Source organism: Pseudohongiella sp. O18 (assembly GCF_021729085.1).
GTDB lineage: Bacteria > Pseudomonadota > Gammaproteobacteria > Pseudomonadales > Pseudohongiellaceae > Pseudohongiella.
In genome coordinates this window covers 658,036-684,009 of sequence record NZ_JAJSAR010000001.1, presented here as the reverse complement: position 1 = coordinate 684,009, position 25,974 = coordinate 658,036, and the positions used below count along the sequence as shown (strand labels likewise).

General features: G+C 51.9%; 24 protein-coding genes. 5 read left to right on the top strand and 19 right to left on the bottom strand.

The features are described from left to right. Positions 1-7: 7 nt before the first annotated feature. The 13 genes from atpF to rpmH form a co-directional block, all read right to left on the bottom strand. Positions 8-478 (bottom strand): F0F1 ATP synthase subunit B, encoded by a 471-nt coding sequence (gene atpF, locus LVD14_RS03110; protein ID WP_237132569.1) that lies wholly within the window; start codon positions 476-478, stop codon positions 8-10. A 55-nt stretch (positions 479-533) separates the two neighbouring features. Next, entirely contained in the window at positions 534-779 is a 246-nt protein-coding gene (atpE, locus tag LVD14_RS03105) for a F0F1 ATP synthase subunit C (RefSeq protein ID WP_058023436.1), read from the bottom strand. Between the two features lie 70 nt (positions 780-849). Further along, positions 850-1,713, bottom strand: a complete 864-nt coding sequence (atpB, locus tag LVD14_RS03100) for a F0F1 ATP synthase subunit A (RefSeq protein WP_237132568.1) — start codon at positions 1,711-1,713, stop codon at positions 850-852. A gap of 31 nt (positions 1,714-1,744) precedes the next feature. Then, the gene (locus tag LVD14_RS03095) at positions 1,745-2,131 is read right to left on the bottom strand and encodes an ATP synthase subunit I (RefSeq protein WP_237132567.1); all 387 of its coding nucleotides are present in this window, start codon (positions 2,129-2,131) and stop codon (positions 1,745-1,747) included. A gap of 109 nt (positions 2,132-2,240) precedes the next feature. After that, positions 2,241-3,146, bottom strand: coding sequence for a ParB/RepB/Spo0J family partition protein (locus tag LVD14_RS03090; protein ID WP_237132566.1), 906 nt, complete (start codon positions 3,144-3,146; stop codon positions 2,241-2,243). A gap of 60 nt (positions 3,147-3,206) precedes the next feature. Then, entirely contained in the window at positions 3,207-3,986 is a 780-nt protein-coding gene (locus LVD14_RS03085; RefSeq protein ID WP_237132565.1) for a ParA family protein, read from the bottom strand. A gap of 20 nt (positions 3,987-4,006) precedes the next feature. Further along, entirely contained in the window at positions 4,007-4,624 is a 618-nt protein-coding gene (gene rsmG, locus LVD14_RS03080) for a 16S rRNA (guanine(527)-N(7))-methyltransferase RsmG (RefSeq protein ID WP_237133404.1), read from the bottom strand. A gap of 40 nt (positions 4,625-4,664) precedes the next feature. Continuing rightward, a complete protein-coding gene (mnmG, locus tag LVD14_RS03075) occupies positions 4,665-6,569 on the bottom strand; it encodes a tRNA uridine-5-carboxymethylaminomethyl(34) synthesis enzyme MnmG (protein ID WP_237132564.1) in 1,905 nt (634 codons plus the stop codon). 396 nt (positions 6,570-6,965) lie between these two features. Then, on the bottom strand, positions 6,966-8,363 hold the full coding sequence (mnmE, locus tag LVD14_RS03070) for a tRNA uridine-5-carboxymethylaminomethyl(34) synthesis GTPase MnmE (RefSeq protein WP_237132563.1): 1,398 nt from the start codon (positions 8,361-8,363) through the stop codon (positions 6,966-6,968). Positions 8,364-8,368: 5 nt separating this feature from the next. Then, entirely contained in the window at positions 8,369-10,087 is a 1,719-nt protein-coding gene (gene yidC, locus LVD14_RS03065) for a membrane protein insertase YidC (RefSeq protein ID WP_237132562.1), read from the bottom strand. Between the two features lie 13 nt (positions 10,088-10,100). Continuing rightward, positions 10,101-10,355, bottom strand: a complete 255-nt coding sequence (gene yidD, locus LVD14_RS03060; RefSeq protein WP_411268246.1) for a membrane protein insertion efficiency factor YidD — start codon at positions 10,353-10,355, stop codon at positions 10,101-10,103. Positions 10,356-10,368: 13 nt separating this feature from the next. After that, a complete protein-coding gene (gene rnpA, locus LVD14_RS03055) occupies positions 10,369-10,740 on the bottom strand; it encodes a ribonuclease P protein component (RefSeq protein ID WP_237132561.1) in 372 nt (123 codons plus the stop codon). Between the two features lie 21 nt (positions 10,741-10,761). Next, positions 10,762-10,896: a 50S ribosomal protein L34 gene (rpmH, locus tag LVD14_RS03050; protein WP_237132560.1), complete on the bottom strand. Its 135-nt coding sequence runs from the start codon at positions 10,894-10,896 to the stop codon at positions 10,762-10,764. A gap of 382 nt (positions 10,897-11,278) precedes the next feature. Between rpmH and dnaA the strand changes: the two genes are divergently transcribed. The 4 genes from dnaA to gyrB are packed head-to-tail and all read left to right on the top strand — an operon-like array spanning position 11,279 to position 17,615. Then, positions 11,279-12,859: a chromosomal replication initiator protein DnaA gene (gene dnaA / locus LVD14_RS03045; protein WP_411268245.1), complete on the top strand. Its 1,581-nt coding sequence runs from the start codon at positions 11,279-11,281 to the stop codon at positions 12,857-12,859. 48 nt (positions 12,860-12,907) lie between these two features. Continuing rightward, on the top strand, positions 12,908-14,014 hold the full coding sequence (gene dnaN / locus LVD14_RS03040) for a DNA polymerase III subunit beta (protein WP_237132558.1): 1,107 nt from the start codon (positions 12,908-12,910) through the stop codon (positions 14,012-14,014). A 20-nt stretch (positions 14,015-14,034) separates the two neighbouring features. Next, the gene (gene recF / locus LVD14_RS03035; protein WP_237132557.1) at positions 14,035-15,174 is read left to right on the top strand and encodes a DNA replication/repair protein RecF; all 1,140 of its coding nucleotides are present in this window, start codon (positions 14,035-14,037) and stop codon (positions 15,172-15,174) included. Positions 15,175-15,194: 20 nt separating this feature from the next. Further along, positions 15,195-17,615 carry a DNA topoisomerase (ATP-hydrolyzing) subunit B gene (gene gyrB / locus LVD14_RS03030; RefSeq protein WP_237132556.1) on the top strand — a complete coding sequence of 807 codons (2,421 nt, stop codon included), beginning with the start codon at positions 15,195-15,197 and terminating at the stop codon, positions 17,613-17,615. A gap of 35 nt (positions 17,616-17,650) precedes the next feature. Here gyrB and LVD14_RS03025 read toward each other — a convergent pair whose 3' ends face one another. The 4 genes from LVD14_RS03025 to glyQ are packed head-to-tail and all read right to left on the bottom strand — an operon-like array spanning position 17,651 to position 21,981. Continuing rightward, positions 17,651-18,367, bottom strand: coding sequence for a lysophospholipid acyltransferase family protein (locus LVD14_RS03025; protein ID WP_237132555.1), 717 nt, complete (start codon positions 18,365-18,367; stop codon positions 17,651-17,653). Between the two features lie 26 nt (positions 18,368-18,393). Beyond that, positions 18,394-18,948: a D-glycero-beta-D-manno-heptose 1,7-bisphosphate 7-phosphatase gene (gmhB, locus tag LVD14_RS03020; protein WP_237132554.1), complete on the bottom strand. Its 555-nt coding sequence runs from the start codon at positions 18,946-18,948 to the stop codon at positions 18,394-18,396. Between the two features lie 6 nt (positions 18,949-18,954). Continuing rightward, positions 18,955-21,033 (bottom strand): glycine--tRNA ligase subunit beta, encoded by a 2,079-nt coding sequence (gene glyS, locus LVD14_RS03015; RefSeq protein ID WP_237132553.1) that lies wholly within the window; start codon positions 21,031-21,033, stop codon positions 18,955-18,957. Positions 21,034-21,057: 24 nt separating this feature from the next. Next, positions 21,058-21,981 carry a glycine--tRNA ligase subunit alpha gene (glyQ, locus tag LVD14_RS03010; protein ID WP_237132552.1) on the bottom strand — a complete coding sequence of 308 codons (924 nt, stop codon included), beginning with the start codon at positions 21,979-21,981 and terminating at the stop codon, positions 21,058-21,060. A 100-nt stretch (positions 21,982-22,081) separates the two neighbouring features. Between glyQ and LVD14_RS03005 the strand changes: the two genes are divergently transcribed. Then, positions 22,082-22,987 (top strand): lysophospholipid acyltransferase family protein, encoded by a 906-nt coding sequence (locus LVD14_RS03005; RefSeq protein ID WP_317622693.1) that lies wholly within the window; start codon positions 22,082-22,084, stop codon positions 22,985-22,987. 35 nt (positions 22,988-23,022) lie between these two features. Here LVD14_RS03005 and LVD14_RS03000 read toward each other — a convergent pair whose 3' ends face one another. Continuing rightward, on the bottom strand, positions 23,023-24,474 hold the full coding sequence (locus tag LVD14_RS03000) for a TrkH family potassium uptake protein (protein ID WP_237132550.1): 1,452 nt from the start codon (positions 24,472-24,474) through the stop codon (positions 23,023-23,025). A 20-nt stretch (positions 24,475-24,494) separates the two neighbouring features. Next, positions 24,495-25,868 carry a Trk system potassium transporter TrkA gene (gene trkA / locus LVD14_RS02995; protein ID WP_237132549.1) on the bottom strand — a complete coding sequence of 458 codons (1,374 nt, stop codon included), beginning with the start codon at positions 25,866-25,868 and terminating at the stop codon, positions 24,495-24,497. Between the last annotated feature and the right edge of the window lie 106 nt (positions 25,869-25,974).

Here is a 25,974-nt window from a genome sequence, read left to right as displayed (position 1 = left end):
TATTCGCCTATAACTCAGAAGCGAGTTTCTTAACCAGCTCTTCGTTGGCAGCCTTGTCCACTGAGCTTTCGAGAATCTTCTCGGCACCCGCAATGGCAATGGCTGCGACTTGTGCACGCAATTCTTCTTTGGCGCGCTGAACTTCCATTTCGATTTCAGCTTTGGCGCCAGCTATCAGGCGCTGCCCTTCGTCACGTGCTTTTTCTTTGGCTTCATCAACGATCTGGTTGGCGCGCTTGTTGGCCATATCGATGATTTCGGCGCTTTTGATCTTGGCTTCGCGCAGATCATCGGCCGCCTTGTTCTGAGCCAGGCTCAGATCACGCTGGGCACGATCCGCCGCTTCCAGACCCTCGGCGATTTTCTTCTGCCGCTCTGCCAGAGCCTGTGTGATCGGAGGCCACACATACTTCAGGCAGAACCATACGAACACGGCAAAGGCAATCGTTTGGCCGATTATGGTTGCGTTAAGATTCATGTTTTTACCTCTGCGTCAGTAGTCGCGTGGCTTGAAACTCTTTTCAAGCGTTCGATTAACCCAGGAACGGGTTGGCGAACAGGAACACGAAGGAGATACCGACACCGATGATGGAGATTACGTCGACGAAACCAGCAACCAGGAAGAACTGAACCTGCAGTTTTGGCGCCAGTTCTGGCTGACGTGCTGAGCTCTCAATCAACTTGCCACCCAGGTTACCGAAAGCAACCGCGGTGCCAGCACCACACAGACCGAAGATGAGGGCAATTGCGATTACTGAAAATGCCTGAATAGTTTCCATTTTTTTCTCCAAGTTTCACTAAAGGTTTATCTAAAGGTATTGCTGATCTTAAAGGTCTAACTAAAAGCGTTTAATGAGCCTCTGGCTTGGTATGAGCCTGGTTCAGATAAACAATGGTCAACATCATGAACAGATACGCCTGCAGCGTGATGATCAGGATGTGGAACACAGCCCAGGCGAAGTGCAACGGCAGCTGGAACCAGCCAACCAGTGCAATTACCAGGAAGATCATTTCACCGGCAAACAGGTTGCCGTAGAGTCGCAGTGCCAGTGAGACCGGTTTTGCCAGGAAGCTGGGAATTTCCATTACCAGGTTCAACGGCAGCGCCCACTTGCCAAAGGGGTGGAATGCGAATTCACCCAGGAATCCGCCCATACCCTTGATTTTGATGCTATAGAAGATGACCAGAATAAATACGCTGATCGCAAAACCGGCTGTGATATTGATGTCGGTGGTCGGTACAGCCTTAAAATAAAGGTGGCTGTCCTGCGCGATGACCTGAGCCAGCAGTGGAATCCAGTCCACTGGTACCAGATCCATCAGGTTCATCATGAAAATCCAGCAGAAAATGGTCAGAGACAGCGGACCGATCAGATTGTTTTTGCCGAAGAAGGTGTTCTTGATGGTGCCTTGTACCATCTCCACCAGGAACTCCACGCCGTTTTGCAGGCCAGTGGGAACACCCGAAGTGGCTTTGCGACTGACAAAATAGAACAGTCCCATAAAGATGACGCCCAACAGGATGGACATCAGCATCGAGTCGACATGGATTGACCAGAACCCCATTGCGTTGGCTTCTTCAACGCTGTGCGCGAAGCCCCAGCTGCCATCCGGCAACTGACCGTACTTCAGGAATCCCAGGTGGTGGCCGATGTATTCGGCGCCGTTTTCGTATTCGGGCAGGGTGAAGCCTGCTGAGTTTGATTCTGCCATGAGTCGTTATGTACTTGTCAGTTCGCCGATTTTACGAGTTGTCCGGCGACCTGATCAGGCGTGCAAACAATACGACGCCGGCCAGATAAACCAGAACAAATCCTGAAAATAAAGCCACTACATTCAAGGGTTCTACGTATATAAAGCTAAGTGCAAAACCCGCCGCAGAAAGTACCAGTTTTATGGCCTCACCGCGGTAAACCTCTCGCGCGATCATTTGGGCCGCTCTCGCGCCCCGGTACTTGAAAACCCGACTCGCAAACAGCGTGCCCGGTATCAAAGAAATCAAACCACCGATCAGTAATGAATACGCACTGACCCAGCCAGCCAGAATCGCTGCTAAAGCACTGATTAGCAACAAAAACAACAGCTGGAAGGCTGCAACTTTATATATGGGAGGAGCTTTTATCGTTGACATGTCTGTCACTGGTCGTCAAAAGCTCTCTTGTTCTTGGCGTCCGTTCCCCTTTAGAGGTGCGCATTATAGGTATTTTGGTGCACAGTATCAACACGCCAATCGCAGCTAATTACTTAATATGTGCCAGAATTCCGTCCAATTCATCCAGGCTGTTGTAACGCAGCGTCACTTTGCCTGCACCTTTGGGACCATGCTGAATCTGTACACGCGCGCCCACGCGCTCTGACAGGCTTTCTTCCAGACGCTTGATGTCCGGATCTTCGCGCTGCGGCTCGGGTTTCGGCTTATTTGGTTCCGTGCTCAGTCGGCGCACCAGCTCTTCAGTCTGGCGTACAGATAAACCTTTGCCTGTGACCGTTTTGGCGGCATCACTCTGCGCGTCGTCGGTCAGCGCCAGCAATGCCCGGGCGTGTCCCATTTCCAGGTCGCCACGTTCAAGCATCAGGCGGACATCCGGGGTCAGTGACATCAGTCGCAATAGATTGGTCACTGTTGTACGAGATTTGCCGACTGCGTCTGCCACTTCCTGCTGTGTCAGATTAAACTCTTCCTGCAGGCGCTTCAGCGCGGTGGCTTCTTCAATCGGGTTTAGGTTTTCACGCTGGATGTTTTCTATCAGCGCCATGGCGATGGCTGATTCGTCGCCAACCAGTCTGATCACAGCGGGGATGGTATCCAGCCCCGCCAGTTGCGTGGCACGCCAGCGGCGTTCGCCAGCAATGATCTCGAACTTGTCATCTGAAATCGGGCGAACCACGATTGGCTGCATGACGCCCTGCGCCTTGATCGATTCCGCCAGCTCCTGCAGGGCTTCCTGATGCATATCGGTGCGCGGTTGGTACTTGCCGCGCTGGATCAGATCAACAGGCAGGTGACGGAGAGTCTGGTCGGTAAGGGTCTCACCCGGGGTAAGGGTCTTCGCGTCGCTGACATCTGGTGTCGCATCACGTCTGACGGTTGTAGCTCCCCCCAGCAATTTGTCCAGTCCACGGCCCAGTTTCTTCTTTCCTGACATGCTTGTTCCTTGATTGCTTCTACTGGCTGCCTCAGCTCAGTCAAATTCTTGATTGTTCAATCAGGCGATCGCCTGCTGCTCATTTCGTCGCAGCATCTCTCCGGCAAGCGCCAGATAGGCGATTGCTCCGCGCGACTGCCTGTCGTACTGAAGTACCGGCATGCCATAACTTGGCGCCTCTGCCAGCCTGACATTACGTGGTACCACGGTGCGATAGACACGATCACCAAAATGGTCGAATAATTGACCGGACACTTCTGTGGTCAATTTATTGCGCGGATCGTACATGGTTCGCAGAATTCCTTCGACCTTGAGCTGCGGGTTGTGTGTCTCACTGACCGCCGCGATGGTGTCCATCAATGCAGAAAGCCCCTCCAGCGCATAGTATTCACACTGCATAGGGATGATGACGCCCTGCGCTGCCACAAGCGCGTTGAGGGTCAACATGTTGAGCGATGGCGGGCAGTCTATAACGATGAAGTGATAACGGTCCTGAACCTTTGCCAGCAGATTCTTGAGACGACTTTCTCGCTCGTTCAACTCCAGCAACTCTATCTCGGCAGCCACCAGATCGCCGTTCGCCGGCAACATATCAAAGCCTGCCTCTGGCGCAGTCACTCTGGCCTGATCAAAATCGGCCTCGCCGATCAGCACATCGTAAACGGAGTATTCCAGCTCTGCTTTATCTACACCACTTCCCATAGTGGCGTTGCCCTGAGGGTCCATGTCGACCAGCAGTACTTTGCGTTTGGTAGCCTGCAGGGATGCAGCCAGATTGACCGAAGTGGTTGTTTTTCCTACGCCACCTTTCTGGTTGGCGATTGCCAGTATTTTTGTCACCTGCGTCACCTGCGTGAGTGTCAGATCGTCGGGTTCTGCATCAATTCAATTAGTTGTCGTTCACCCTCGCAGCCAGGCACCGACAGCGGCTGGCTTGCCACTACCTGCCAGTCGGCAGACAGTTCCGCCAGTTCACTTTCGGGATAAACTCCCTTCATGGCCAGTAGCCGGGTATGAGGCTGACACAAATGCTGGCAGCCAGCGGCAAAATCAGACAGCGAAGAAAACGCTCGACTGACGACAATATCAATTTGCTTGGCACATTGGTAGCTTTCGATGCGACAGTTCTCGACCGTGACGTTGCCAAGGGACAGGGCTGTTACCGTCTGGAACAGAAAACGGGTCTTTTTTCCATTGCTGTCCAACAGATAAAAAGCCATTTCCGGCAAGGCGATAGAAAGTGGGATTCCCGGCAATCCGCCACCGGTGCCGACATCCAGAAGGACCAGCTGTTCAATGCTCTGTTGCTGGAGGTAACGCAGGCGTGGAAGCAGGGTCAGACTGTCCAGCAGATGACGAGATACCATCTGTTGTGGGTCACGGATGGCTGAAAGGTTAAACGCCTTGTTCCATTTGTCGAGCAACTCAACATATGCAATCAGTTGTTGACACTGTGACTCAGACAAGCCCAGCTGCATTTCTTCCTGGCCCCGCTGCAGCAGAGCCAGCAGTTGTTTGTCAGGCACGTTGCTTGTCTCTCACCGCCTGATACTTCTTCAGGTGAATCAACAGCAGTGACACAGCTGCTGGTGTCATGCCGGGAATACGCGCAGCACGTGCTATCGATTCCGGCCGGGCAGCCAACAACTTCTGTTTCAACTCATTGGAAAGACCATCCATACGCTGGTAGTCCAGATCTGCTGGCAGCGGAGTATTCTCCTGGCGCTTGAGTTTTTCAATCTCGCCCTGCTGACGGTTTATGTAGCCCTGGTACTTGAGCTGAATTTCAACCTGCTCAGCAACATGAGGATCAAGATCCGGCATGGCCGCACTGGTTTCAACCAGCACATCGGCCAGCCCCCGGTAAGTGACATCGGGACGCGCCAGCAGGTCTGAAAGACTGAATTCACGGGCGATCGGTTTCTCCAGCAGCGGATCAACTGCCTGCGCCTTGTCAGTACCCGGTTGAATCCAGGTGGACTTCAGTCGCGCCAGCTCATCCCGGATCCCCTCCTGTTTGCGGCAGAAGGCTTCCCAGCGCTGATCGTCGATCAGCCCCATCTCGCGTCCGGCTTCCGTCAGGCGAAGGTCAGCATTGTCTTCACGCAGCATCAGCCGATACTCAGCGCGGCTGGTAAACATGCGATATGGTTCATTGGTTCCCAGGCTGATCAGGTCATCTACCAGCACACCAATGTAGGCCTGGTCGCGCCGTGGACACCAGCTTTCCATCCCTTGCGCTGCTCTGGCGGCATTGATGCCGGCCAGCAGACCCTGCGCGCCAGCTTCTTCGTAACCTGTTGTGCCATTGATCTGGCCTGCGAAGTACAGGCCTTTGATAAATTTTGTTTCCAGCGAATAGTTAAGATCACGCGGGTCAAAGAAGTCGTACTCGATAGCGTAACCGGGTCGCGTTATATGTGCGTTCTCGAAACCCTTGATCTGACGCACCATTCGCAGCTGCACATCAAATGGCAGGCTGGTGGAAATGCCATTGGGATACAGTTCGTTGGTGGTCAGTCCTTCCGGTTCGACAAAAATCTGGTGAGAGGTTTTGTCGGCAAAACGCATGACTTTGTCTTCAATGGACGGGCAGTAGCGCGGGCCCAGCCCTTCAATAACGCCGGTATACATCGGGGAACGATCAAGGCCACTGCGGATAATGTCATGACATTGCTCATTGGTAGCCGTGATGTAGCAGTTGATCTGTTGCGGGTGATCTTCTACTGAGCCCATGAAGGACATGACCGGTAGTGGCGTATCGCCTGGCTGAGCCTGCATGACGGAGAAATCAACTGAACGGGCATCGATTCGTGGTGGCGTTCCAGTTTTCAACCGCCCCACATTGAATGGTAACTCCCGTAAACGGTCAGCCAGTCTGATCGAAGGCGGATCCCCGGCTCGACCTCCAGCAGAATTTTCCAGGCCAATATGTATTTTACCGCCCAGAAATGTGCCTGTTGTCAGTACCACCGTTGGCGCATGAAAACGCACGCCCATCTGCGTAATCACGCCGTCAACCTGCTCACCGTTGATGATCAGGTCGTCGGCAGCCTGTTGAAAAATATCCAGATTTTCCTGTTGCTCAAGCATGCTTCGGATAGCGGCCTTGTACAACACGCGATCAGCCTGCGCCCGAGTGGCCCGCACAGCGGGTCCTTTACTGCTGTTGAGTACCCGAAACTGGATACCTGCCCGGTCTGTAGCGCGCGCCATCGCTCCACCCAGCGCGTCGATTTCACGCACAAGGTGGCTCTTGCCAATACCGCCGATGGCGGGATTACAGGACATCTGGCCCAGCGTTTCGATGTTGTGTGTCAGCAACAGGGTTTGCGCGCCGGAACGGGCTGCCGCCAGGGCTGCCTCGGTGCCAGCATGTCCGCCACCTACCACGATCACATCATAGCGTTTGGAAAAGTCCATAAGGTCTTCAGTTACCGGAAAAGGGTCGCTAAGTATAAGCGCTCAAATACAAATTTAAAGGGCTAGCGGCGAAAATAATCCACAAGCAAATATTATTCACAATACTGATTACTAAAATAATCTATTTAGTTAATAGATAAATAAAGAATTGATATTGTTGTTATTAATGACTAGCGATATTTCTGTTGAGAACCAAAAATTATCTATATAAAACAAAGACCTGATAGTTGTATAAGTCTCTTCACAAGCTATGTTCAAGCTGGTTGCACCAGGTGGTAAAGCTGTTGGCTAAAGCGATGTTTGTCCACAGGCTTAAAAAAAGGAAATTTTTATCAAAAAGTTATTCACAGAAATATTAAGGTTATACACAGTTTTCGGCCACCTTACTGACAGCAATTATTTTCCTATGCAAAAGCTGGAAAAAATCTTGCCGAGCAGGTCATCTGTGGTAAACGCACCCGTGATTTCACCCAGATGCTGGTGGGCATGCCGCAAATCTTCGGCGACCAACTCTGCAGCCCCGTGATGTTCCAGTTGCCAGATTGCCTGTTGCAGGCATTGCTGTGCTTTATTGAGGGCGTCCAGATGTCGACGTCTGGCGATAAAACCACCCTCTCCTGCTGCCTGGAAGCCCATACAGTCTTTAAGGTGTTGTTGAAGCAGTTCGATGCCCTGACGTTGCTTGGCGGCCAGGCGGATAATGGTGGCCTGTCGTGCATCGTCCGGATTGATTCGTTCAGCTGCCAGCCCTGTCAGGTCAGCTTTATTCTGAATGATTGTCAGTCGTGCGCTGTCGACAGCAGGCAACAGGGGAGAAAGGATTGTGTTGTTCAGGTAATCAAACAGGTTGCTGTTATCCACGTTTTCCCTGCTGCTGTCGACCATCAGTAAAACGCGGTCAGCCTGCTCCAGAGCCTTCATGGCCCGCCTGATGCCCTCCTGTTCTACCGGATCATTGCTGTCGCGAAGACCAGCCGTGTCGGTAATATGCAGCGGCATGCCATCAATATGGATCTGTTCGCTCAACACGTCTCGGGTTGTGCCTTCGATATCAGTGACAATGGCGCTGTCTTTGCCAGCCAGAGCGTTCAGCAGACTCGATTTGCCTGCGTTGGGTTTGCCAACGATGACGACCGCCATACCCTCCCTGATTAAAGCGCCCTGACGTGCCTGTACCATGATCTGATCGAGTTGCAGGTTGACCTCTGACAACTTTTCTCCGATGCGTCCTTCTGACAGGAAATCGATTTCCTCATCGGTAAAGTCGATAGCGGCTTCAAGGTAGACACGAAGGTTAACGATTTTGTCGGCCAGCGAATCGATCAGTCTGGAAAACTCTCCCTGCAAGGTTCGCATGGCGCTACGAGCGGCTTCGGCAGAGCTGGAGTCGATCAGATCGGCGATGGCTTCAGCCTGAGCAAGATCGAGTTTGTCGTTCAGAAACGCCCTCTCGGTGAACTCACCCGGTCGTGCCAGGCGGGCGCCCGACTGAAGCAAAGTCTGCAGTAAGGCATCGAGGACATAAAAACCGCCATGGCCCTGAAGTTCCAGGACGTCTTCTCCTGTGAAGGAATTGGGACCAGGGAAAAACAGTGCTATGCCCTGATCCAGGACAGAATCATCGACGTTGTAAAAAGGACAGTAATGAGCGTGACGCGGAGTTGGAGAGAATTTTAGTACCCTGGCTGCAATCGCCAGACAGCCCGGACCTGATACCCGCACAATACCCACCCCGCTGCGTCCTGGCGGGGTGGCGATTGCGCATATGGTATCTGTGTCCGATGCGCTCAGCATATTGATCAGCTGCGCGCAGCTTCCTTGGCGGCGTACTCAGCATCAATCTTGCGTGTGATATACCACTGCTGGGCAATACCGAGCACGCTGTTGGCAAGCCAGTACAGTACCAGTCCTGCCGGGAACCACAGGAAGAACACAGTCATGACAACTGGCATGAACTTCATGATTTTGGCCTGGGTAGGATCCTGAGGTGTCGGGTTCAACATAAATTGAACATACATCGACGCACCCATCAGCAGTGGCAGCACAAAATAAGGGTCCATCACGGACAGGTCATTAATCCACAGGATCCAGGGTGCATGACGCAGCTCTACACCTTCCAGCAATACCCAGTACAGAGCGATAAACACCGGCATCTGGACGAGCATCGGAAGGCAGCCGCCGAACGGGTTGATCTTCTCTTTTTTGTAGAGCTCCATGGTAGCTTTCTGGAGCTTCATCTTGTCATCACCGTAACGCTCTTTTAACTGGTTCATTTTCGGCATGACACGACGCATGTTCGCCATGGAGCGATAACTGGTCGCCGACAGTTTGAAGAACACGGCTTTAACGATCAGGGTAAGGATAAGGATTGACCAGCCATAGTTGCCGATCACGTCATTGATCTGTGTCAGCAGCCAATAGATGGGTGACGCTACAAACCATAACCAGCCGTAGTCGATGGTGCGATCCAGCCACGGTGCGATTTCACCAAGTCGGTACTGATCTTTGGGGCCGGCGTAGAATTGGACCTGTTGAGTACCACTGCTATTGGCGGGCACTTCAAACTGCGGGCTGGTGAAGCCGCCGATAAACTCGCCCTGCGCATTGCGTCGGAACGAGTAGGTATTGCTCATGTCCTGTGGCGGGACGAACACTGAGATAAAGTAATGCTGACTCAGGGCGACCCAGCCGCCCTGTATGTCGTATGCAGGGCGGTTGCCTGTGATCTCGTCGAATGGAATCTTCAGGTAGTTATCTTCGCTGGTTGTGGTAGCAAAACCGAGATAGCTTGCCATACCAAAGCCGCTGCCCTGAGTTGGATCTTCATAATTGCCGCGCTTGATCTGACCAAACATGTTCGCACGCCAGGGAGCCTGCGTTGGGTTGTCTATCAGGTAGGCGATATCAATCAGGTAGTCGCCACGTCGAAAAGTAAAGCGCTTTGTTACTTCGACACCGTTCTCATCAGTCAGCGTCAAATCCACCTGCAAAGTTTCCTGGTTCGGGCTGAGAGAAAAGTCAGAGCTGGAAACAGAATAGAGGGGACGCTGGGTTCCACCATCGATACCGTTGGCACCAATCAGGCCACTTTGAGCGACGTAATTGCGATTGCCGCTTGATTCCAGTAGCACAAAGGGGTCTTCGGGACGGTCGATTTCAGTCGCGTGTTCAGGCAGGGAAACAAAAACAATATCTCCGCCGCGACGATTGATAGTGACGTTCAACACATCGGTTGTCACGGTGACAAGACTGTCCTGATCGTTGTTTTGGCTGCTTACAGTGTCTGTAGTGGCAACGGCTGAACTGACTTCCGGGATATCGTCACTGTTGTTACTAGGCACATCCGGTACATCTTCCAGTGCTACAGCATTACCTGCTTCCGAATTAGCTGGTGTTGATTCAACTGCAGTAGTTTCGAGGCGCGAATCAATCGGTGGGTAATCACGTTGCCATTCCAGCAACAACAAGTAGGAAACAGCGGCCAGACCGGCAAGTAATGCGTATTTAATGTAATCCATGTGCGAAAGCTACTTATTTGGTTGAGGTGTTGGAATTATCTGCTGGATGATGACAGCCAGGGACTGGGTCATAGCCCCCCGGATGCCAGGGATGGCAACGCAGAATTCGTTTGGCGCCCATCATACACCCTTTAGCCAGACCATGAGTGACAATGGCATCTTGGGTGTAGTGTGAGCAGGAGGGGTAGAATCGGCATTGGTTGCCTATCAGCAGACTCAGAGTGCACTGATAAACAGAGATCAATTTGATAGCGATCTTTGCCAGCATTAAGAATTACCCGTTAGCGTGCGGCCTTGCGGTTGCGTCGTCGGATAAGATCTTGCCACAGTTTCTCCAGCAGCTCTGAAAGCTCTGGATTCTCTGTTGAATCCAGACCGCGTCTGGCCAGAATAACGATATCCAGACCGCTGAGCAATTGCTGACGGTGGCGAAAGGATTCGCGCACCAACCGTTTGATTCGATTACGTTGAACAGCCAGTCGAATGTTCTTTCTGGCAATCACCTGGCCCAGTCGGGGTTCTGAAAGCCCATTATCTATGGCCAGTATCAGAAATTGAGAGCAGGAGATTTTGTACTGCGCCTGATCAAATACCTGTTTGAAGTCAGACGCAGTCAGAAGCCGCAGTTGTTTGCCAAAACCTTTGCTGGTCACATGCGGCCCGGGTCAGAACCATCAGGCAGACAGTTTAGCGCGGCCTCGTGCACGACGACGCTTGATAACCAGACGACCACCGCGGGTGGCCATGCGAGCACGAAAACCGTGACTGCGAGCACGCTTCAAAACGCTGGGTTGAAAAGTTCTTTTCATAATGGTCTTCCAGGTAATTCTGTAAATTGGTTCGGTAAATCGAAGAGCGCGAATTTTATAGGGATTGATGTGGCGTTGCAAGTAACTTGTTGCAAAAACAGTGCTTTTTTGCCCGATGATAGTTCAGGTTTGTTATACCCTGTTTAGTCACAACTTATCCACAGCTTATCCTGTGCATAACTGTACACCAGCATTATTTTTTATTCTCTGTGTTGTGGCCTTTATTTTACATTATGGAATGTTAAGTGGTTGAAAAATATAGTATAAAAACTTTATGCAAATATAGTGATTTAATGTGTTCAGGTGTGGATAACTGTGTATTGGCAGGGTAGAATTCTTTTCCTATTCAGACAGCAGTTCTACAATAACAGACTACAGGGCAGTGAAAGTCGTGCAACAAGCAACCTGGCAACAATGCGTTGACAATCTCCGGGATGAGTTACCGTCGCAGCAGTTCAACACCTGGATCCGACCTCTACAAGCAGAAAGTTCTCCTAACGGCTTAACGCTTTTTGCTCCTAATCGATTTGTGCAGGATTGGGTTAAAGACAAGTTCTATTCCCGCATTTGTGAGTTGGTAAGACGCTATGGCGGAAATGAAGCGTTGGACGTGAGCGTCGAAGTGGGAGCCGGCAGACAGCAAGCTCAGTCTCATCCTTCTCATTCACATTCTGCATCATCTACAGAAGGTGGTTCAGGTGGCGTGGTGACAAGTACAGCATTGTCACGTTCGTCCCCTACAGCCAGAAAGCTGGTACTTCCTGAGGTAGAGTCTCCAAAAGCGCTGTTGGACGGAGATGCCCTGAAGGGCAGTCCTACAGGCTTTGGTAACCAGAATACTGGTAATGGTCGGAAGCAGGTTCCGCCACGTGACCGCAGGCCCGGGAAAAGCGCTGGCGGCTCACACAGGATGGAGCAGATCATTGAGGGTAAGCTTCGTCACAAGGGCTCCCTGAATCGTGATAACACCTTCGAGAATTTTATTGAGGGTAAGTCGAACCAGCTCGCGCGTGCGGCTGCCTTGCAGGTAGCAGAGAATCCCGGTGGCGCTTACAACCCCCTCTTTATATACGGTGGTGTAGGTTTGGGTAAAACCCACCTTATGCACGCGATCGGAAATTATCTTTTAGCGCGCAAACCAGATGCCAAAGTGGTGTATCTGCATTCAGAGACTTTTGTTGCGACGATGGTTACAGCACTGCAGTTGAATGCGATCAATGAGTTCAAGCGCTACTATCGAACAGTTGATGCATTGCTGATTGATGACATTCAGTTTTTTGCGGGCAAAGAGCGTTCCCAGGAGGAGTTTTTCCACACTTTCAATGCACTATTGGAGGGTGGACAGCAGATTATTCTGACTAGCGATAGATATCATAAAGAAATCAATGGCTTAGAGGAAAGGTTGAAGTCTCGTTTTGGTTGGGGTTTGAGTGTGGCGGTCGAGCCACCCGAGCTTGAGACCCGAGCCGCTATTCTGATAAATAAAGCAGCCCAGAGTAACGTTGAGCTTCCTGGAGATGCTGCCATGTTTATAGCTCAGAGACTGCGCTCTCATGTACGCGAGCTGGAAGGCGCTCTTAAGAAAGTGATTATTCACGCAAATTTTGTGAATCGCAGGATTGATCTTGATCTGGTCCGAGAGGCACTAAGGGATCTGTTTGCACTGCATGATAAATTGGTCTCTATTGATAACATTCAGCGTTCGGTTGCGGAATACTATAAGATCAAGATGTCGGACATGCTTTCCAAGCGACGCAGCCGTTCAGTTGCCAGACCCAGGCAGATTGCCATGAGTCTGGCGAAAGAGCTGACTAATCATAGTTTGCCTGAGATTGGTGAGGCCTTTGGTGGTCGAGACCACACCACTGTTTTGCATGCGTGCAAACAAGTGAAGAATTTGCGTGGTAGTTCGCAGGATCTGGCAGAAGATTATAATAACCTGTTGAGAGCACTGACCACATAATTGTGGTTTGTTGGTCGAAACCCCCACAGTAGAAGCAGAGATAGGACTATGCAATTTACGATTACCAGGGAAGCAATTCTGAAGCCACTGCAGCTCGCAGCTGGCGTGGTCGAACGTCGCCATACTCTTCCGGTGTTAGCGAATGTACTTCTTACTTTGAAGAGCGGCGTCCTTGAAATTACCGGTACTGATCTTGAGGTCGAGTTGATCGGCAGGGTTCGTGTTAACGACGGTTCTAGTGACGGGGAAGTTACCGTTCCGGGCCGCAAGCTGCTCGATATCTGCAAGTCACTTCCGGATAATTCCGAGTTAGGTTTCTCTGTGGACGACAACAAATTTGTTGTTAAAGCCGGGCGTAGTCGCTTTACGCTCGCCACCCTGCCAGCTACAGATTTTCCTGTCACCAGCGATGAGCCCGGTACCTTTGAGCTGCGGCTTCAGGGAAGTGAGTTAAAGTCATTGATCGATTCCTGTGCATTCGCAATGGCTCAACAGGATGTTCGGTACTATCTTAACGGGATGCTGTTTGAGGTTGGTCCATCCTGGTTCAGAGTGGTTGCGACCGATGGACACAGGCTCGCAATGCACACCAGTGGTGTGGAGACGGGTGTTGAAGAACTACAGCAGATTATTGTGCCCCGCAAAGGTGTGCTCGAACTATCCCGATTGCTGTCAGAGCCAGAAGAGGATCAATTGGTTCTGATGTTTGGTCTCAGTCACGTAAGAGTAAAGCTTACTGACTTCACCTTTACCTCCAAGCTTGTCGACGGAAAGTTCCCTGATTATCAGCGTGTCCTACCCAAGGGTGGCGACAAAGTTGTTCTTGGGGATCGCTCAGAGTTAAGGCAGGCTTTTAATCGCGCGTCCATTCTTTCTAACGAGAAGTATCGTGGCGTGCATCTTCAGTTCAATAATGATGAGCTGAAGGTGGTGGCAAATAATCCAGAGCAGGAGGAAGCTGAGGATACGGTTGGTATCGAGTATCAGGGTGAAACGCTTGAGATTGGTTTCAACGTGAGTTACCTCCTGGACGTCCTTAATGTTCTTGATAGCGACAAGGTCAAGTTTACCTTGGCGGATTCAAACAGCAGTGCCCTGGTTGAAGCTGTTTCGGCGTCTGATGCCCTGTATGTTGTTATGCCAATGCGTCTTTAATCCGCCTTCCCTGGTCTGACATGACCATTATTGTTCGCCATAAGGTCGACCGATTCAGGAATTTGTTGTCGGTCGATCTGTCCCCCTCCCCTGGTTTTAATCTCATTTTCGGTAAAAACGGCAGTGGTAAAACGAGTCTTCTCGAGAGCATCCATGTGCTGAGCGTAGGCCGATCTTTTCGTACTCATAAGATCGCACCACTGGTAAATACGGAAGAATCTGAGTTGTTGGTGTTTTCCAATATTGCGGGTTTTGAGCATGGCGGGATTGGTTTGACAAAGTCTCGTCAAGGAAGGACTGAGTTGCGTGCCTTTGGTGAAAACCAGAAAAACTGGCAACACGTAGCAGAGCTCTTGCCTTTGCAAGTAATAAATACGGATAGTCTGGCTCTGTTAGAAGGCCCTGCCAAAGGGCGAAGGCGTTTTCTTGATTGGGCTATGTTCCACGTGGAACATTCCTTTCTGAGTTCCTGGCGGGCATATAGGCGGGCAGTCACGCAACGGAACGCCCTACTTCGCCAAATCAAGGAAGCGGGTGACAGACCCTACGGCAGGGAATTTTTATCGCAGATAGAAATCTGGGAGAAAGAAGCTGCCAGCCATGGTGAAGCAATCCATTTTGGCCGAAACGAGTTCCTCGAAACTTTGAGACCAGTGTTGATTGAAACGCTCGAAAATCTGATGCCCGGGTTCCAGCTAGACTTCGACTACAAGCGAGGCTGGGATGACGAGATAGGGCTGTTAGAGGCTATGTCGGTATCACGTGCCAGAGATATACGCTACGGTATGACTATGTCTGGCCCGCATAGAGGAGACTTTACATTGACTATGCCCGGTCGAGGTAAAGTTTCGGAGGTCTTTAGCCGGGGCCAGTTAAAATTAATGGTTTGCAGTCTGAAGCTGGCGGTTGGTAGACTGCTTTATCGAAGTCACTCGACCGATGAGTTGCGTCAGAGCGACAATTGCATATACCTCGTTGACGACCTTGCTGCGGAACTCGACCGCGAAAATCAGAGTAAAGTTTTAAGTCTACTTGCTGCTACTGGCGCGCAGTGCTTTCTTACAGCTATCGATCCTGCTGATCTGCCGGACTTTAGACAAATATGCTCAAGTGAGCCGGGGAAGTTCCACGTGGAACATGGTAAAATACACCCGGCTTGAACCCCAACGCGGAGAACAGAATGACTAAGGAATCAACCTACGATTCGTCCAGCATCAAAGTCCTGAAGGGACTGGACGCCGTAAGAAAAAGACCAGGGATGTATATCGGTGATACAGAGGATGGTACAGGCCTGCACCACATGGTATTCGAGCTAGTCGACAACTCCATTGATGAGGCACTGGCAGGACACTGTGATGCAATCAATGTCACAGTACATGTCGGTGAGGCAATTAGTGTCTCGGACAACGGGCGTGGTATTCCTACTGAAATGCATTCTGAAGGGGTTTCTGCAGCAGAGGTGATCATGACCGTCCTGCATGCCGGCGGAAAGTTTGACGACAATAGCTACAAAGTGTCGGGTGGACTCCATGGCGTCGGTGTTTCGGTTGTTAATGCACTCTCTGAAGAATTGAAGCTGACAATCCGCCGTGGCGGCAAAGTTCATGAGCAGTACTACGTGCACGGTGTACCCCAGGCCCCGCTTAAGGTTGTAGGCGACACCAATATCACTGGCACTGAGACTTTCTTTAAGCCTTCTGCTGCGACCTTCAAGAACATCGAATTCCACTACGATATTCTCGCCAAAAAACTTCGTGAGCTGGCTTTTTTGAATGCCGGCGTAACCATCAACCTTTTTGACGAGCGTAGTGGCAAAAAAGATACCTACAAGTACGATGGTGGCCTGAGAGCATTTGTTGAATACCTGAACACCAACAAGACTCCCATCAACAAGATATTTCACTTCCAGAAAGAACGGCCGGAAGACGGTATAAGTGTAGAGATAGCGCTACAGTGGAATGACACATACCAGGAAAATATTTTTCCCTACACCAATAATATCCCACAGCGAGATGGCGGTACGCACATGGCCGGCTTCCGCGGTGCACTGACACGCGTACTAAAAACCTATATTGACAAAGAAGTCGCAGCCAAAAAAGGGAAAGAGGTCACGACCACGGGCGATGACGCACGTGAAGGCCTTACGGCTGTTATCTCTGTCAAAGTACCAGACCCGAAGTTTTCATCCCAAACTAAAGACAAACTCGTTTCATCTGAAGTTAAAACCGCAGTAGAGCAGGAGATGGTCTCCCATTTCACTGACTTTCTGCTCGAAAACCCCAATGAAGCCAAACAAATTGTTGGGAAAATGATCGATGCTGCCAGGGCCCGTGAGGCAGCGCGAAAGGCAAGAGAAATGACACGCCGTAAGGGCGCTCTGGACATGGCCGGATTGCCAGGCAAATTGGCTGACTGTCAGGAAAAAGACCCAGCTCTTTCAGAAATATACATCGTGGAGGGTGACTCTGCGGGTGGATCAGCGAAACAGGGACGAAACCGTAAAAACCAGGCCATCCTTCCGCTTAAGGGCAAGATTCTGAACGTCGAAAAAGCACGTTTCGACAAAATGTTGAGCTCTGCTGAGATTGGCACTTTGATCAAGGCGCTGGGTTGCGGAATTGGTAAGGATGAGTTTTCTCCAGACAGTTTGCGCTACCACCGCATCATCATCATGACGGACGCCGACGTTGACGGCTCCCACATCAGAACACTGCTACTGACCTTCTTCTTCCGTCAAATGCGAGAGCTGGTAGAGCGTGGCTATGTCTATATTGCACAGCCGCCCTTGTATAAAGTTCGTAAGGGTAAACAAGAACAGTACTTGAAGGATGACGACGAACTGGCGCGCTATCAGACGCAAATAGCCTTGGATGGTGCGGCTCTCCATGTAAATAAAGACGCACCCGCTATCTCCGGGGATGCCCTGGAAGCGATGGTTAAGCAGTACAATTCCACCTACGCGATGATCAAACGCCTGGAACGTCTCTACCCTTCTGAAATACTTGAAGCGATGGTCTTTACGCCAGTGTTGACCAGCGACGATTATACAGAAGAAGGCGTGACCAATTGGCTTAAGCAGTTGTGGCAATCGATGGAATCACTCCACCCCAAAACGGCCCAGAACTACTATGTTCAGGCCTATGAAGACCCAGAGCGGCATGTCTTCCTGCCACAGGTTCGCCACAGCCTGCACGGTCTTATTCGTGACTATCGCTTCAGCAAAGACTTTTTCGGATCAGGTGAATACCGGGCTCTGAATCGCCTGGGTGAAATGCTCAATGGCTTGATAGAAACGGGTGCCTACGTTAGGCGAGGCGAAAAAACACAGGAAATTCAATCATTTAGCGAAGCATTGAAGTGGCTGACCGATGATGCGATGAAGGGACATTATCTACAGCGCTACAAGGGGCTGGGTGAGATGAATCCAGATCAGCTTTGGGAAACCACGATGGATCCTGAGAGCCGTCGTATGCTGCAAGTTACAATCGAAGATGCGATTGGTGCCGACCAGCTATTCACAACCTTGATGGGTGACCAGGTGGATCCGCGAAGAGACTTCATCGAAACCAACGCGCTGGCTGTCCAGAACCTGGATATCTAAGTAAGAAGTCGCCTGACAAACGTCGGCCGTTGGTCTTACTGCAGACCAACGGCCGATTTGTTTGTGTTCATCCACAAATCAAACTCGGCCGCTACTTCTTTTGCCGTTTTACCATCGACTGCAATAGGCGGTCCTATCAGCACCTCAATACAGCCAGGCTTCTTGAGTGTCGTGCCAGCTGGCCAGCAGTAACCCGCGTTGTGCAGTACGGGAATGATGGGCGTGCCGGTCGCAACCGCCAACTGCGCCCCGCCTCTAGAGAATTTTCCCAGTGCGCCAGTGCGTGCTCGGGTCCCCTCAGGAAACACCAAAATCGACAAACCATCCTTTATCCGTGCCGCTCCCTGCAATAGTAAGGACTTGCCAGCCTCTCGTGGTTTGCTGCGGTCAATAGCAATCGGTTGCTGCAGCCGTAGTGCCCATCCCCAGAATGGAATGTCCAATAGCTCCTTCTTCAGGATGGGACAAACGGGTGTGAACAACTGATACAGGAAGATCGTCTCCCAGGTACTCTGGTGATTACTTTGAACTACGACCGGGTGGTCGGGTATGTGTTCCAGGCCCCGGATGTTGTAGCTGATACCACAGCTGAGTCTCAGCCAGGCCAGCACCAGGCGACACCAGAGGGCGTACAGATAGAAGCGACGCTTTGGCGGTAGAATCCAGAACAGCAAAATGACCAGAGACGAGATTATAAAAGTCAGTGTCGCATAGCCGAGGAAAAACAGTGAGGATCTGAACTTCATGAACATATCGGAAGGCCAACTTCCTGTGGCAGTTAATTTAATAGATTGTCAACAAAGGCGGCCAGGTCGGTAAACCGGGCACAATCTGCAAGTTCGGAAGGCAAGCCCGATGCTAAAGTGCGTTCACCTTTTCCGCTACGAACCAGAACAGGGGTGCAGCCAGCCGTCAGTGCTGCCTGAAGATCTCTCAGGCTGTCGCCAACGACCGGAACGCCAGAGATCTCAATGCCGTATTTGTCTCGAATCTGATACAAAAGACCAGGCTTAGGTTTTCGGCAACTACAGTTCGAATCAGGTCCATGGGGACAATAAAAAAAACCCGCGATACGTCCGCCTGCTCTTTCTACCAACCCTGATAAATAATCATGAATTTGTGACAGTGTTGTTTCTGACAGCAGTCCCCGCGCAACGCCAGACTGATTAGTGGCAACTGCAACTGTGTATCCAGCCTGGCTCAGTCTGGCAATAGCGTTAATGCTGCCAGCAACAGGCACACATTCAGCGACCGACTTGATAAAAGCATCTGAGTCCTCGTTGATGACACCATCTCGGTCGAGGATTATCAGTCTGGCTCCCCCGGGAGTCATGGTCTGTCAGCTTCGGTGCAGGCTGGAGATATCCGCAACCTTCAAAAACAGGGCACGGAGTTCAGACAGCAAAGCCAGCCGGTTCTGGCGAACTGCGTCATCGTCTGCCATCACCAGTACCTGATCAAAGAATGCATCAACTACAGGTCGCATCGCGGCCAGCTTTTCAAGACCCTGCGTATATTCACGCTTCTCGAAGAGTGGCTCGACAACACCACGCATTTCAGCAACTGCTTGTGCCAGATCCTTTTCAGCGGTTTCTGACAGGAGAGCCTGGTCAACTTCGGTTTGCTGCTGCTTTTCTTTCTGCAGAATATTGGAGACACGCTTGTTGGCCGCTGCCAGTGCAGCGCTTTCAGGCAGTTGCGAAAACCTTTGAACCGCGTTAACTCGCATCGCAAAGTCCAGCGGTCTTTCGGGCTTCAATTCCATCACGGCCTGGAAGACTTCTGTCGATACGCCTTCGCCGAGATACCAGGCCCGGAACCGCTCCAGCATAAACTCAAATACCTGGCTGCCGGTTTCACCGGCAACGCTTACACCCTGCGCCTCATAACTGGCGAGTGATTGCTTGATCGCTTGGGCAAGGTTCAGATCCAGAGACTTTTCCACCAGTATGCGCAGAGCACCTAATGCCGCTCGCCGAAGCGCAAAAGGATCTTTGGAACCAGTCGGGGGCTGTCCGATAACAAACAGACCACAGATAGTGTCGAGTTTTTCTGCTACAGCCAGTACAGCACCGGTATCGCTTGAAGGCACAGCGTCGCCCGAGAATCTGGGTTGATACTGTTCGGTGATCGCCAGGGCGACAGACTCTGGTTCCCCATCATGCAGAGCATAGTAGTAACCCATGGTTCCCTGTAACTCGGGAAACTCACCGACCATGTTCGTCAATAGATCGCACTTGGCCAGTAGTGCCGCGCGTTCTGATGACTCTGGCTCAAACCCGAGTTCACGCGCTATGGACACCGCCAGTTCGGCAACACGACGAGACTTCTGTTCAACCGTGCCAAGCTGTTGCTGAAACACGATATTGCCGAGCTGTGGCAGGCGTGACGCCAGCGGCTGCTTGCGATCGGTTTCGTAGAAAAAAGCTGCGTCTGCCAGGCGGGGTCGGATGACACGCTCATTGCCAGCGATAACCTGCGCCGGATCTTTGCTGTGCAGGTTCGCTACCGCAACAAAATAAGGCAGCATCTTACCCTGCTTATCCAGCACATAGAACGTCTTCTGGTGATTCTTCATCGACGAGATCAATGCTTCAGGAGGAACTGACAGAAAGTGCTCGTCAAACTTGCCGGTCAGCGCAACAGGCCACTCCACCATGCTGGTTACTTCATCCAGCAGATCTGAGTCGATAATGACCTCCGCATCAAGCGCTTTACCCTGTTCAGAAATCAACGACTCCACAGTCTGACGTCGTTGCGCGTAGTCAGCGATGACATGGCCGGGTTTCAGCAATTGCTGCTCATAGCTCTCGGCAGAAGTCAGCGTGATTGGCTGTGGGCAATGGAAGCGATGACCATAGGTGACACGATCACTGCTGATGCCGAACAACTCGGTCTCAACCACATCATCACCAAACAGCATAACCAGCCAGTATACCGGCCGGACGAATTCGTCGCGTGTACTGCCCCAGCGCATTTTCCTTGGAATCGGCAGCTTTCCCAGGGACTGCTGGACGATGCCCGGTAACAGTGTTGCAGTGTCGGCACCTTTCTGGGTGGCGCGATACACAAGCTTTTCAACACCATCGCGGGTGTCCCGCTCCAGATCTGCTACGCTGACACCACAGCCTCTGGCAAAACCCTGCGCTGCTGGCGTGGGGTTCCCATCCTTGTCAAAAGCTGCCTTGACCGCTGGTCCGAACTTTTCCAGCGCCACGTCGTTCTGTCGGGTGGCAAGATCTTCGACGCGAATAGCAAGTCGACGCGGACTGACAAACGGCACTACTTTTGCGAAGCTCAAGCCGGCTGCGGAGAGGCCCGCTTCAACGCCGCTTGTGAAAGCATCGGAAAGTCCTTTGAGCGCCTTCGGCGGAAGCTCGGCACACCCTACTTCTACTAAAAAATGTTTTTCGGTCATGATAGCTGCAATCGGTTGGGTAAATTACTGGGTATTTAACGCGGCCTGCCGCAGCGCTTCTGGCGCCAGCGGGAACCCAAGTTTGCGACGGCTTTCGTAGTACGCCTCTGCAACCTGACGAGACAGGGTACGGACACGCAGAATAAAACGCTGACGCTCGGTTACCGAAATTGCCTGTCTGGCATCAAGCAGGTTGAAATAATGCGAGGCTTTCAGCACCTGCTCATAAGCAGGCAGAGCCAGGCCTTTTTCAATCAGTGAGCTACACGCAGCTTCGCACTCATCAAAGTTGCGGAACAATGCATCAACATTGGCGTGTTCGAAGTTATAAGCGGACATTTCAACTTCATTTTGATGGAATACGTCGCCGTAAGTCACATCTCCTTCCGGCCCACGCGTCCAGACCAGGTCATAGAGGCTGTCCACACCCTGAAGATACATGGCGATTCGCTCAAGCCCATAGGTAATCTCGCCACTGACCGGGAAACACTCCAGGCCACCTACCTGCTGGAAATAGGTAAACTGTGTAACTTCCATGCCGTTCAGCCAGACTTCCCAGCCCAGACCCCAGGCACCCAGCGTTGGCGACTCCCAATTGTCTTCAACAAAGCGAATATCGTGAACCTGTGGGTCAATGCCGAGATGTTTCAGAGAGGCAACGTACAGATCCTGGATATCTGGCGGCGAAGGCTTCAGAATCACCTGAAACTGGTAGTAGTGCTGCAATCGGTTCGGGTTCTCGCCATAACGACCATCAGTCGGGCGGCGGCTGGGCTGAACGTAAGCCGTGCGCCAGCTTTCCGGGCCGATCGCTCGCAAAAACGTAGCCGGATGGAAGGTGCCCGCACCCACTTCGAGGTCCAGCGGCTGTAACACCACACAGCCCTGCTTCGCCCAGAAGTCCTGAAGCGCCAGAATCAGGCCCTGGAAGGTTGTAACGTCAGACAAGTCTCACCCCAATGTAAAACGGTTGAAAAGGCGCAATTATGCGGGATTAGGCAGTTAATATCCACTGCGCTAAAATGATGGTTTTAACTCTGAACAAGCTCTGGAGAGCACTCCTATCGACACCCTGAAGACTGCGATTATCAAATTCGCCTTGAACATACTGGCGTGGCTCCCACTGCCGGCCTTGCATATGATTGGTAATGCCATTGGCACAGTCGTGTATATGCTGCCGACAGAAACCAGGCGAGTCACGTTGATCAATCTGCAGCGGGTATTCCCCGAGCTGAGCGCTGAACAAACGCAAAAACTTGCCAGAGAGAGCATCAAGGAAACGATAAAGACAGGCCTTGAGCTCGGCCATATGTGGTGCCGGTCCATTGATCACGTTCTGCGCTTGATTGTCAGCGTTGACGGAATGGAGCATGTCGAAAAAGCTCAGGCCAGCGGTAAGGGCATCATCTACGCGTCACCACATCTGGGCAGCTGGGAGGCGCTGGGACTTTACGTTTCCACACTAGGTCCTCTTACGACACTGTACAAACCACCAAAAATAAAGGGGCTTAACGCGCTTGTCGCTGGTTCAAGAGCCAAGGCCGGCGCCGAGTTGGTCGCCACCGACCGTCAGGGTGTCGTGCGTCTCAATAAAGCTTTGTTGCAGGGCGGTGCCACGGGCATCCTGCCTGATCAGCAGCCCAGGAACGAGGGAGGTGTTTTTGCCCCGTTGTTCGGCATTCAGGCCTACACCATGACGCTGGTGCCTAAACTTGCCAGCCGAACTGGCTCACAGGTAATTTTTGCTTACGCGGAGAGGCTGTCCGGCGGTCGTGGATATCACGTGGTATTTGAACCGGCCGATAATGGGATTTATGAGGCAGATTCGGCTTCTGCGGCGGCAGCCATGAATCGCTCGGTAGAGCGTTGTATTCGTGCTTTGCCCAGCCAATACCAGTGGAGCTACAAACGTTATCGCAAGCGACCGGACGACGAAAGCGAGCGATTCTATTAGGCCCGAAGAAGACCCGCAGTTGGTTATCCCGTGCCTCAGCGCCGCCAGAACATCGGCAGGAACAGCACCAGCAGTGTGAAGATCTCAAGACGCCCCAGCAACATGGCCAGGCAAAGTACCCACTTGGCCGGGTCGGAAATATTGGCATAGTTGGCCGCAACGCCCTCGAGGCCTGGCCCAAGATTATTGAGGCTGGCGCCTACGGCACTGAATGCGGTCAACACCTCCATACCCATGGCAAGCAGCATGATGAGCAGTGCCATGTACACCATCACGTAGACAGCGAAGAAACCCCAGACTGATTCGATTACACGATCAGGCACCATTCTCCGGCCCAGCTTGACTGAAATAATGGCGTTAGGGTGAATCAGCCGTTTAACCTCACGAATACCCTGCTTAAAGATCAGCAGTATCCGGATTACCTTCATACCGCCACCGGTAGAGCCTGCGCAGGCGCCGATAATGGAGGCGTAGATCAACAAATACGGCAATGCATATGGCCAGGCGTTGAAGTCAGCTGTTGTATAACCGGTTGTGGTCGCTATAGAAACAGTCTGAAACAGCCCGTGGATAAACGAGTTCTGCATGTCGTATGTTTCTGTGGCATACAAAACGATAATCGTGAACAAGGCAATCCCGACCAGGACTACCGTGTAGAACTTCGTCTCCGGGTCGCGAACGTATTGAATCAGGCTGCGCCGCTGCCAGGCGGTGAAGTGCAATGCGAAGTTTATACCCGCCAGGAACATGAATGCGACGGCAATAAGATTCACGATATTGCTGTCAAAATACCCGATACTGGCGTCATAGTTGGAGAAGCCACCAATTGCAACAGTTGTGAAGCTGTGACAGATAGCGTCGAAAAGATTCATGCCTGCCGCCCAGTAAGCAAGCGCGCAGGTCACGGTCAATCCAAGATAGATGTACCACAGTGCCTTGGCAGTTTCTGCTAGGCGGGGAACCAGGTTGTCGTTTTTCACGGGCCCCGGGCTTTCTGCCCGATAAAGCTGCATACCACCGATACCCAGCATGGGCAGTACGGCCACCGCAAGGGCAACGATACCCATACCGCCCAACCACTGTAGCTGTGCCCGGTAAAACAGTATGGACTTGGGAAGCACATCAAGCCCGGTAATGACGGTTGCACCTGTGGTCGTGAGCCCTGAAAAAGATTCGAAAATCGCGTCTGTCACAGAAAGCCGGACATCCAGCGAGAAAAGGAAGGGTAATGCGCCGAAAGTGCTCAATACTGTCCAGAACAACGTCACTACCAGGAAGCCATCACGGGTGCGTAGCTCTTTCTTGGAGCGAAGCGTCACCAGCCAGAGGGTAAACCCGGTCGCAAAGGTGATCATGGCGGAGGTCCAGAACGAGCTCACTTCGCCGTCCCCATACAGAAAAGAGACCAGTATGGAGGGCAGATTGGCCAGCATGCTGAAAAGCATCAGCAAAACACCAAGTATGCGGGCAACAACGGCAAAATGCATAGTAAGTGCTTAACTCCAGATCAGAAAAAGGCAAATCCAACAGCAAAAAGACGCTCTACTTCAGGAATGCGTTTCTTGTCGGTGAGGAACAAAATGACGTGGTCTTCGGGTTCAATCACAATATCGTCATGGGCAATCAGCACCTCTTCGTCCCGAACGATAGCACCTATGGTCGTACCCTGAGGCAGATCGATATCTTCAATAGCACGACCCACTACTTTAGACGACTGGCTGTCACCGTGCGCGATTGCCTCCAGCGCTTCTGCGGCACCCCGGCGTAGTGAATGCACATTAACAATGTCACCTTTACGAATGTGAGTCAGCAGACTGCCAATCGATGCCTGCTGAGGTGAGATTGCGATATCGATTTCACCGCCCTGCACCAGGTCCACATAAGCCGGGTTGCTGATAAGACACATGACCTTGCGCGCCCCGAGGCGTTTCGCCAGCAATGACGACATGATATTTGCCTCATCGTCATTGGTCAGGGCCAGGAAAACATCGGTATCCGCGATACCCTCTTCCTGTAACAGCTTTTTGTCAGAGGAAATACCATTCAGGACGACAGCCCTATTAAGAAACTCGGACAGATAGGCGCAGCGATCCGGATTGTGCTCAATCACTTTAACCTGGTAACGCTCCTCCAGCGCTGAGGCCAGGCGCGCGCCGATATTGCCGCCACCAGCGATGATCAGGCGTTTGTAAGGTCGGTCCATACGGCGCAGTTCGCTGATGACTGCTTTAATGTTTTTGGGAGCTGCGATAAAAAAGACTTCGTCGTCGGCTTCGATGACGGTAGAACCTTCAGGGGTAATGGCGCGGTTGCGGCGGAAAATAGCCGCCACACGAGCATCCACATTGGGCATGTGCTCTCGCAGAAAGCGGATCTCTTGACCGACCAGCGGCCCACCGTAGTAGGCACGAACCGCGACCAGCTGGGCATTGCCATCAGCAAAATCGAGAACCTGCAGCGAGCCGGGCAGCTCAATCAGGCGGCGGATATAGTTCGAAACCAGCAATTCCGGGCTGATGACAACATCGAGCGGTATGGCGTCAGGACGGAACAGGTCATCCTGGGCAATATATGACGCCGAGCGCAGGCGACAGATCTTTTTGGGGGTTTTAAAAACAGAAAACGCAATCTGGCAGGCGACCATATTGATCTCATCGTTTTCTGTCACGGCGATGATCATGTCGGCGTCGTCGGCGCCGGCGGCCCGCAACACATCGGGGTGCGAAGGCCAGCCCTGTGCGATACCGATGTCCAGTCTGTCCTTGAGTTCCCGCAGGGCTTCTGCATCCGGGTCAACCAGGGTGATATCGGTATTTTCGCTTGCCAGGTTTTCAGCCAGTGAGGCACTGACCGCATTGCAGCCCAGAATAATTATTTTCATGTAAAAGCAGGCTCCTGCGCCTTGATCCTTCGTCTGCGTCCGGATGGTGCCGCTGCCGTCAAATTATCCGGCGGGTACCAACCAGATACAAGCCATTAGGCATATT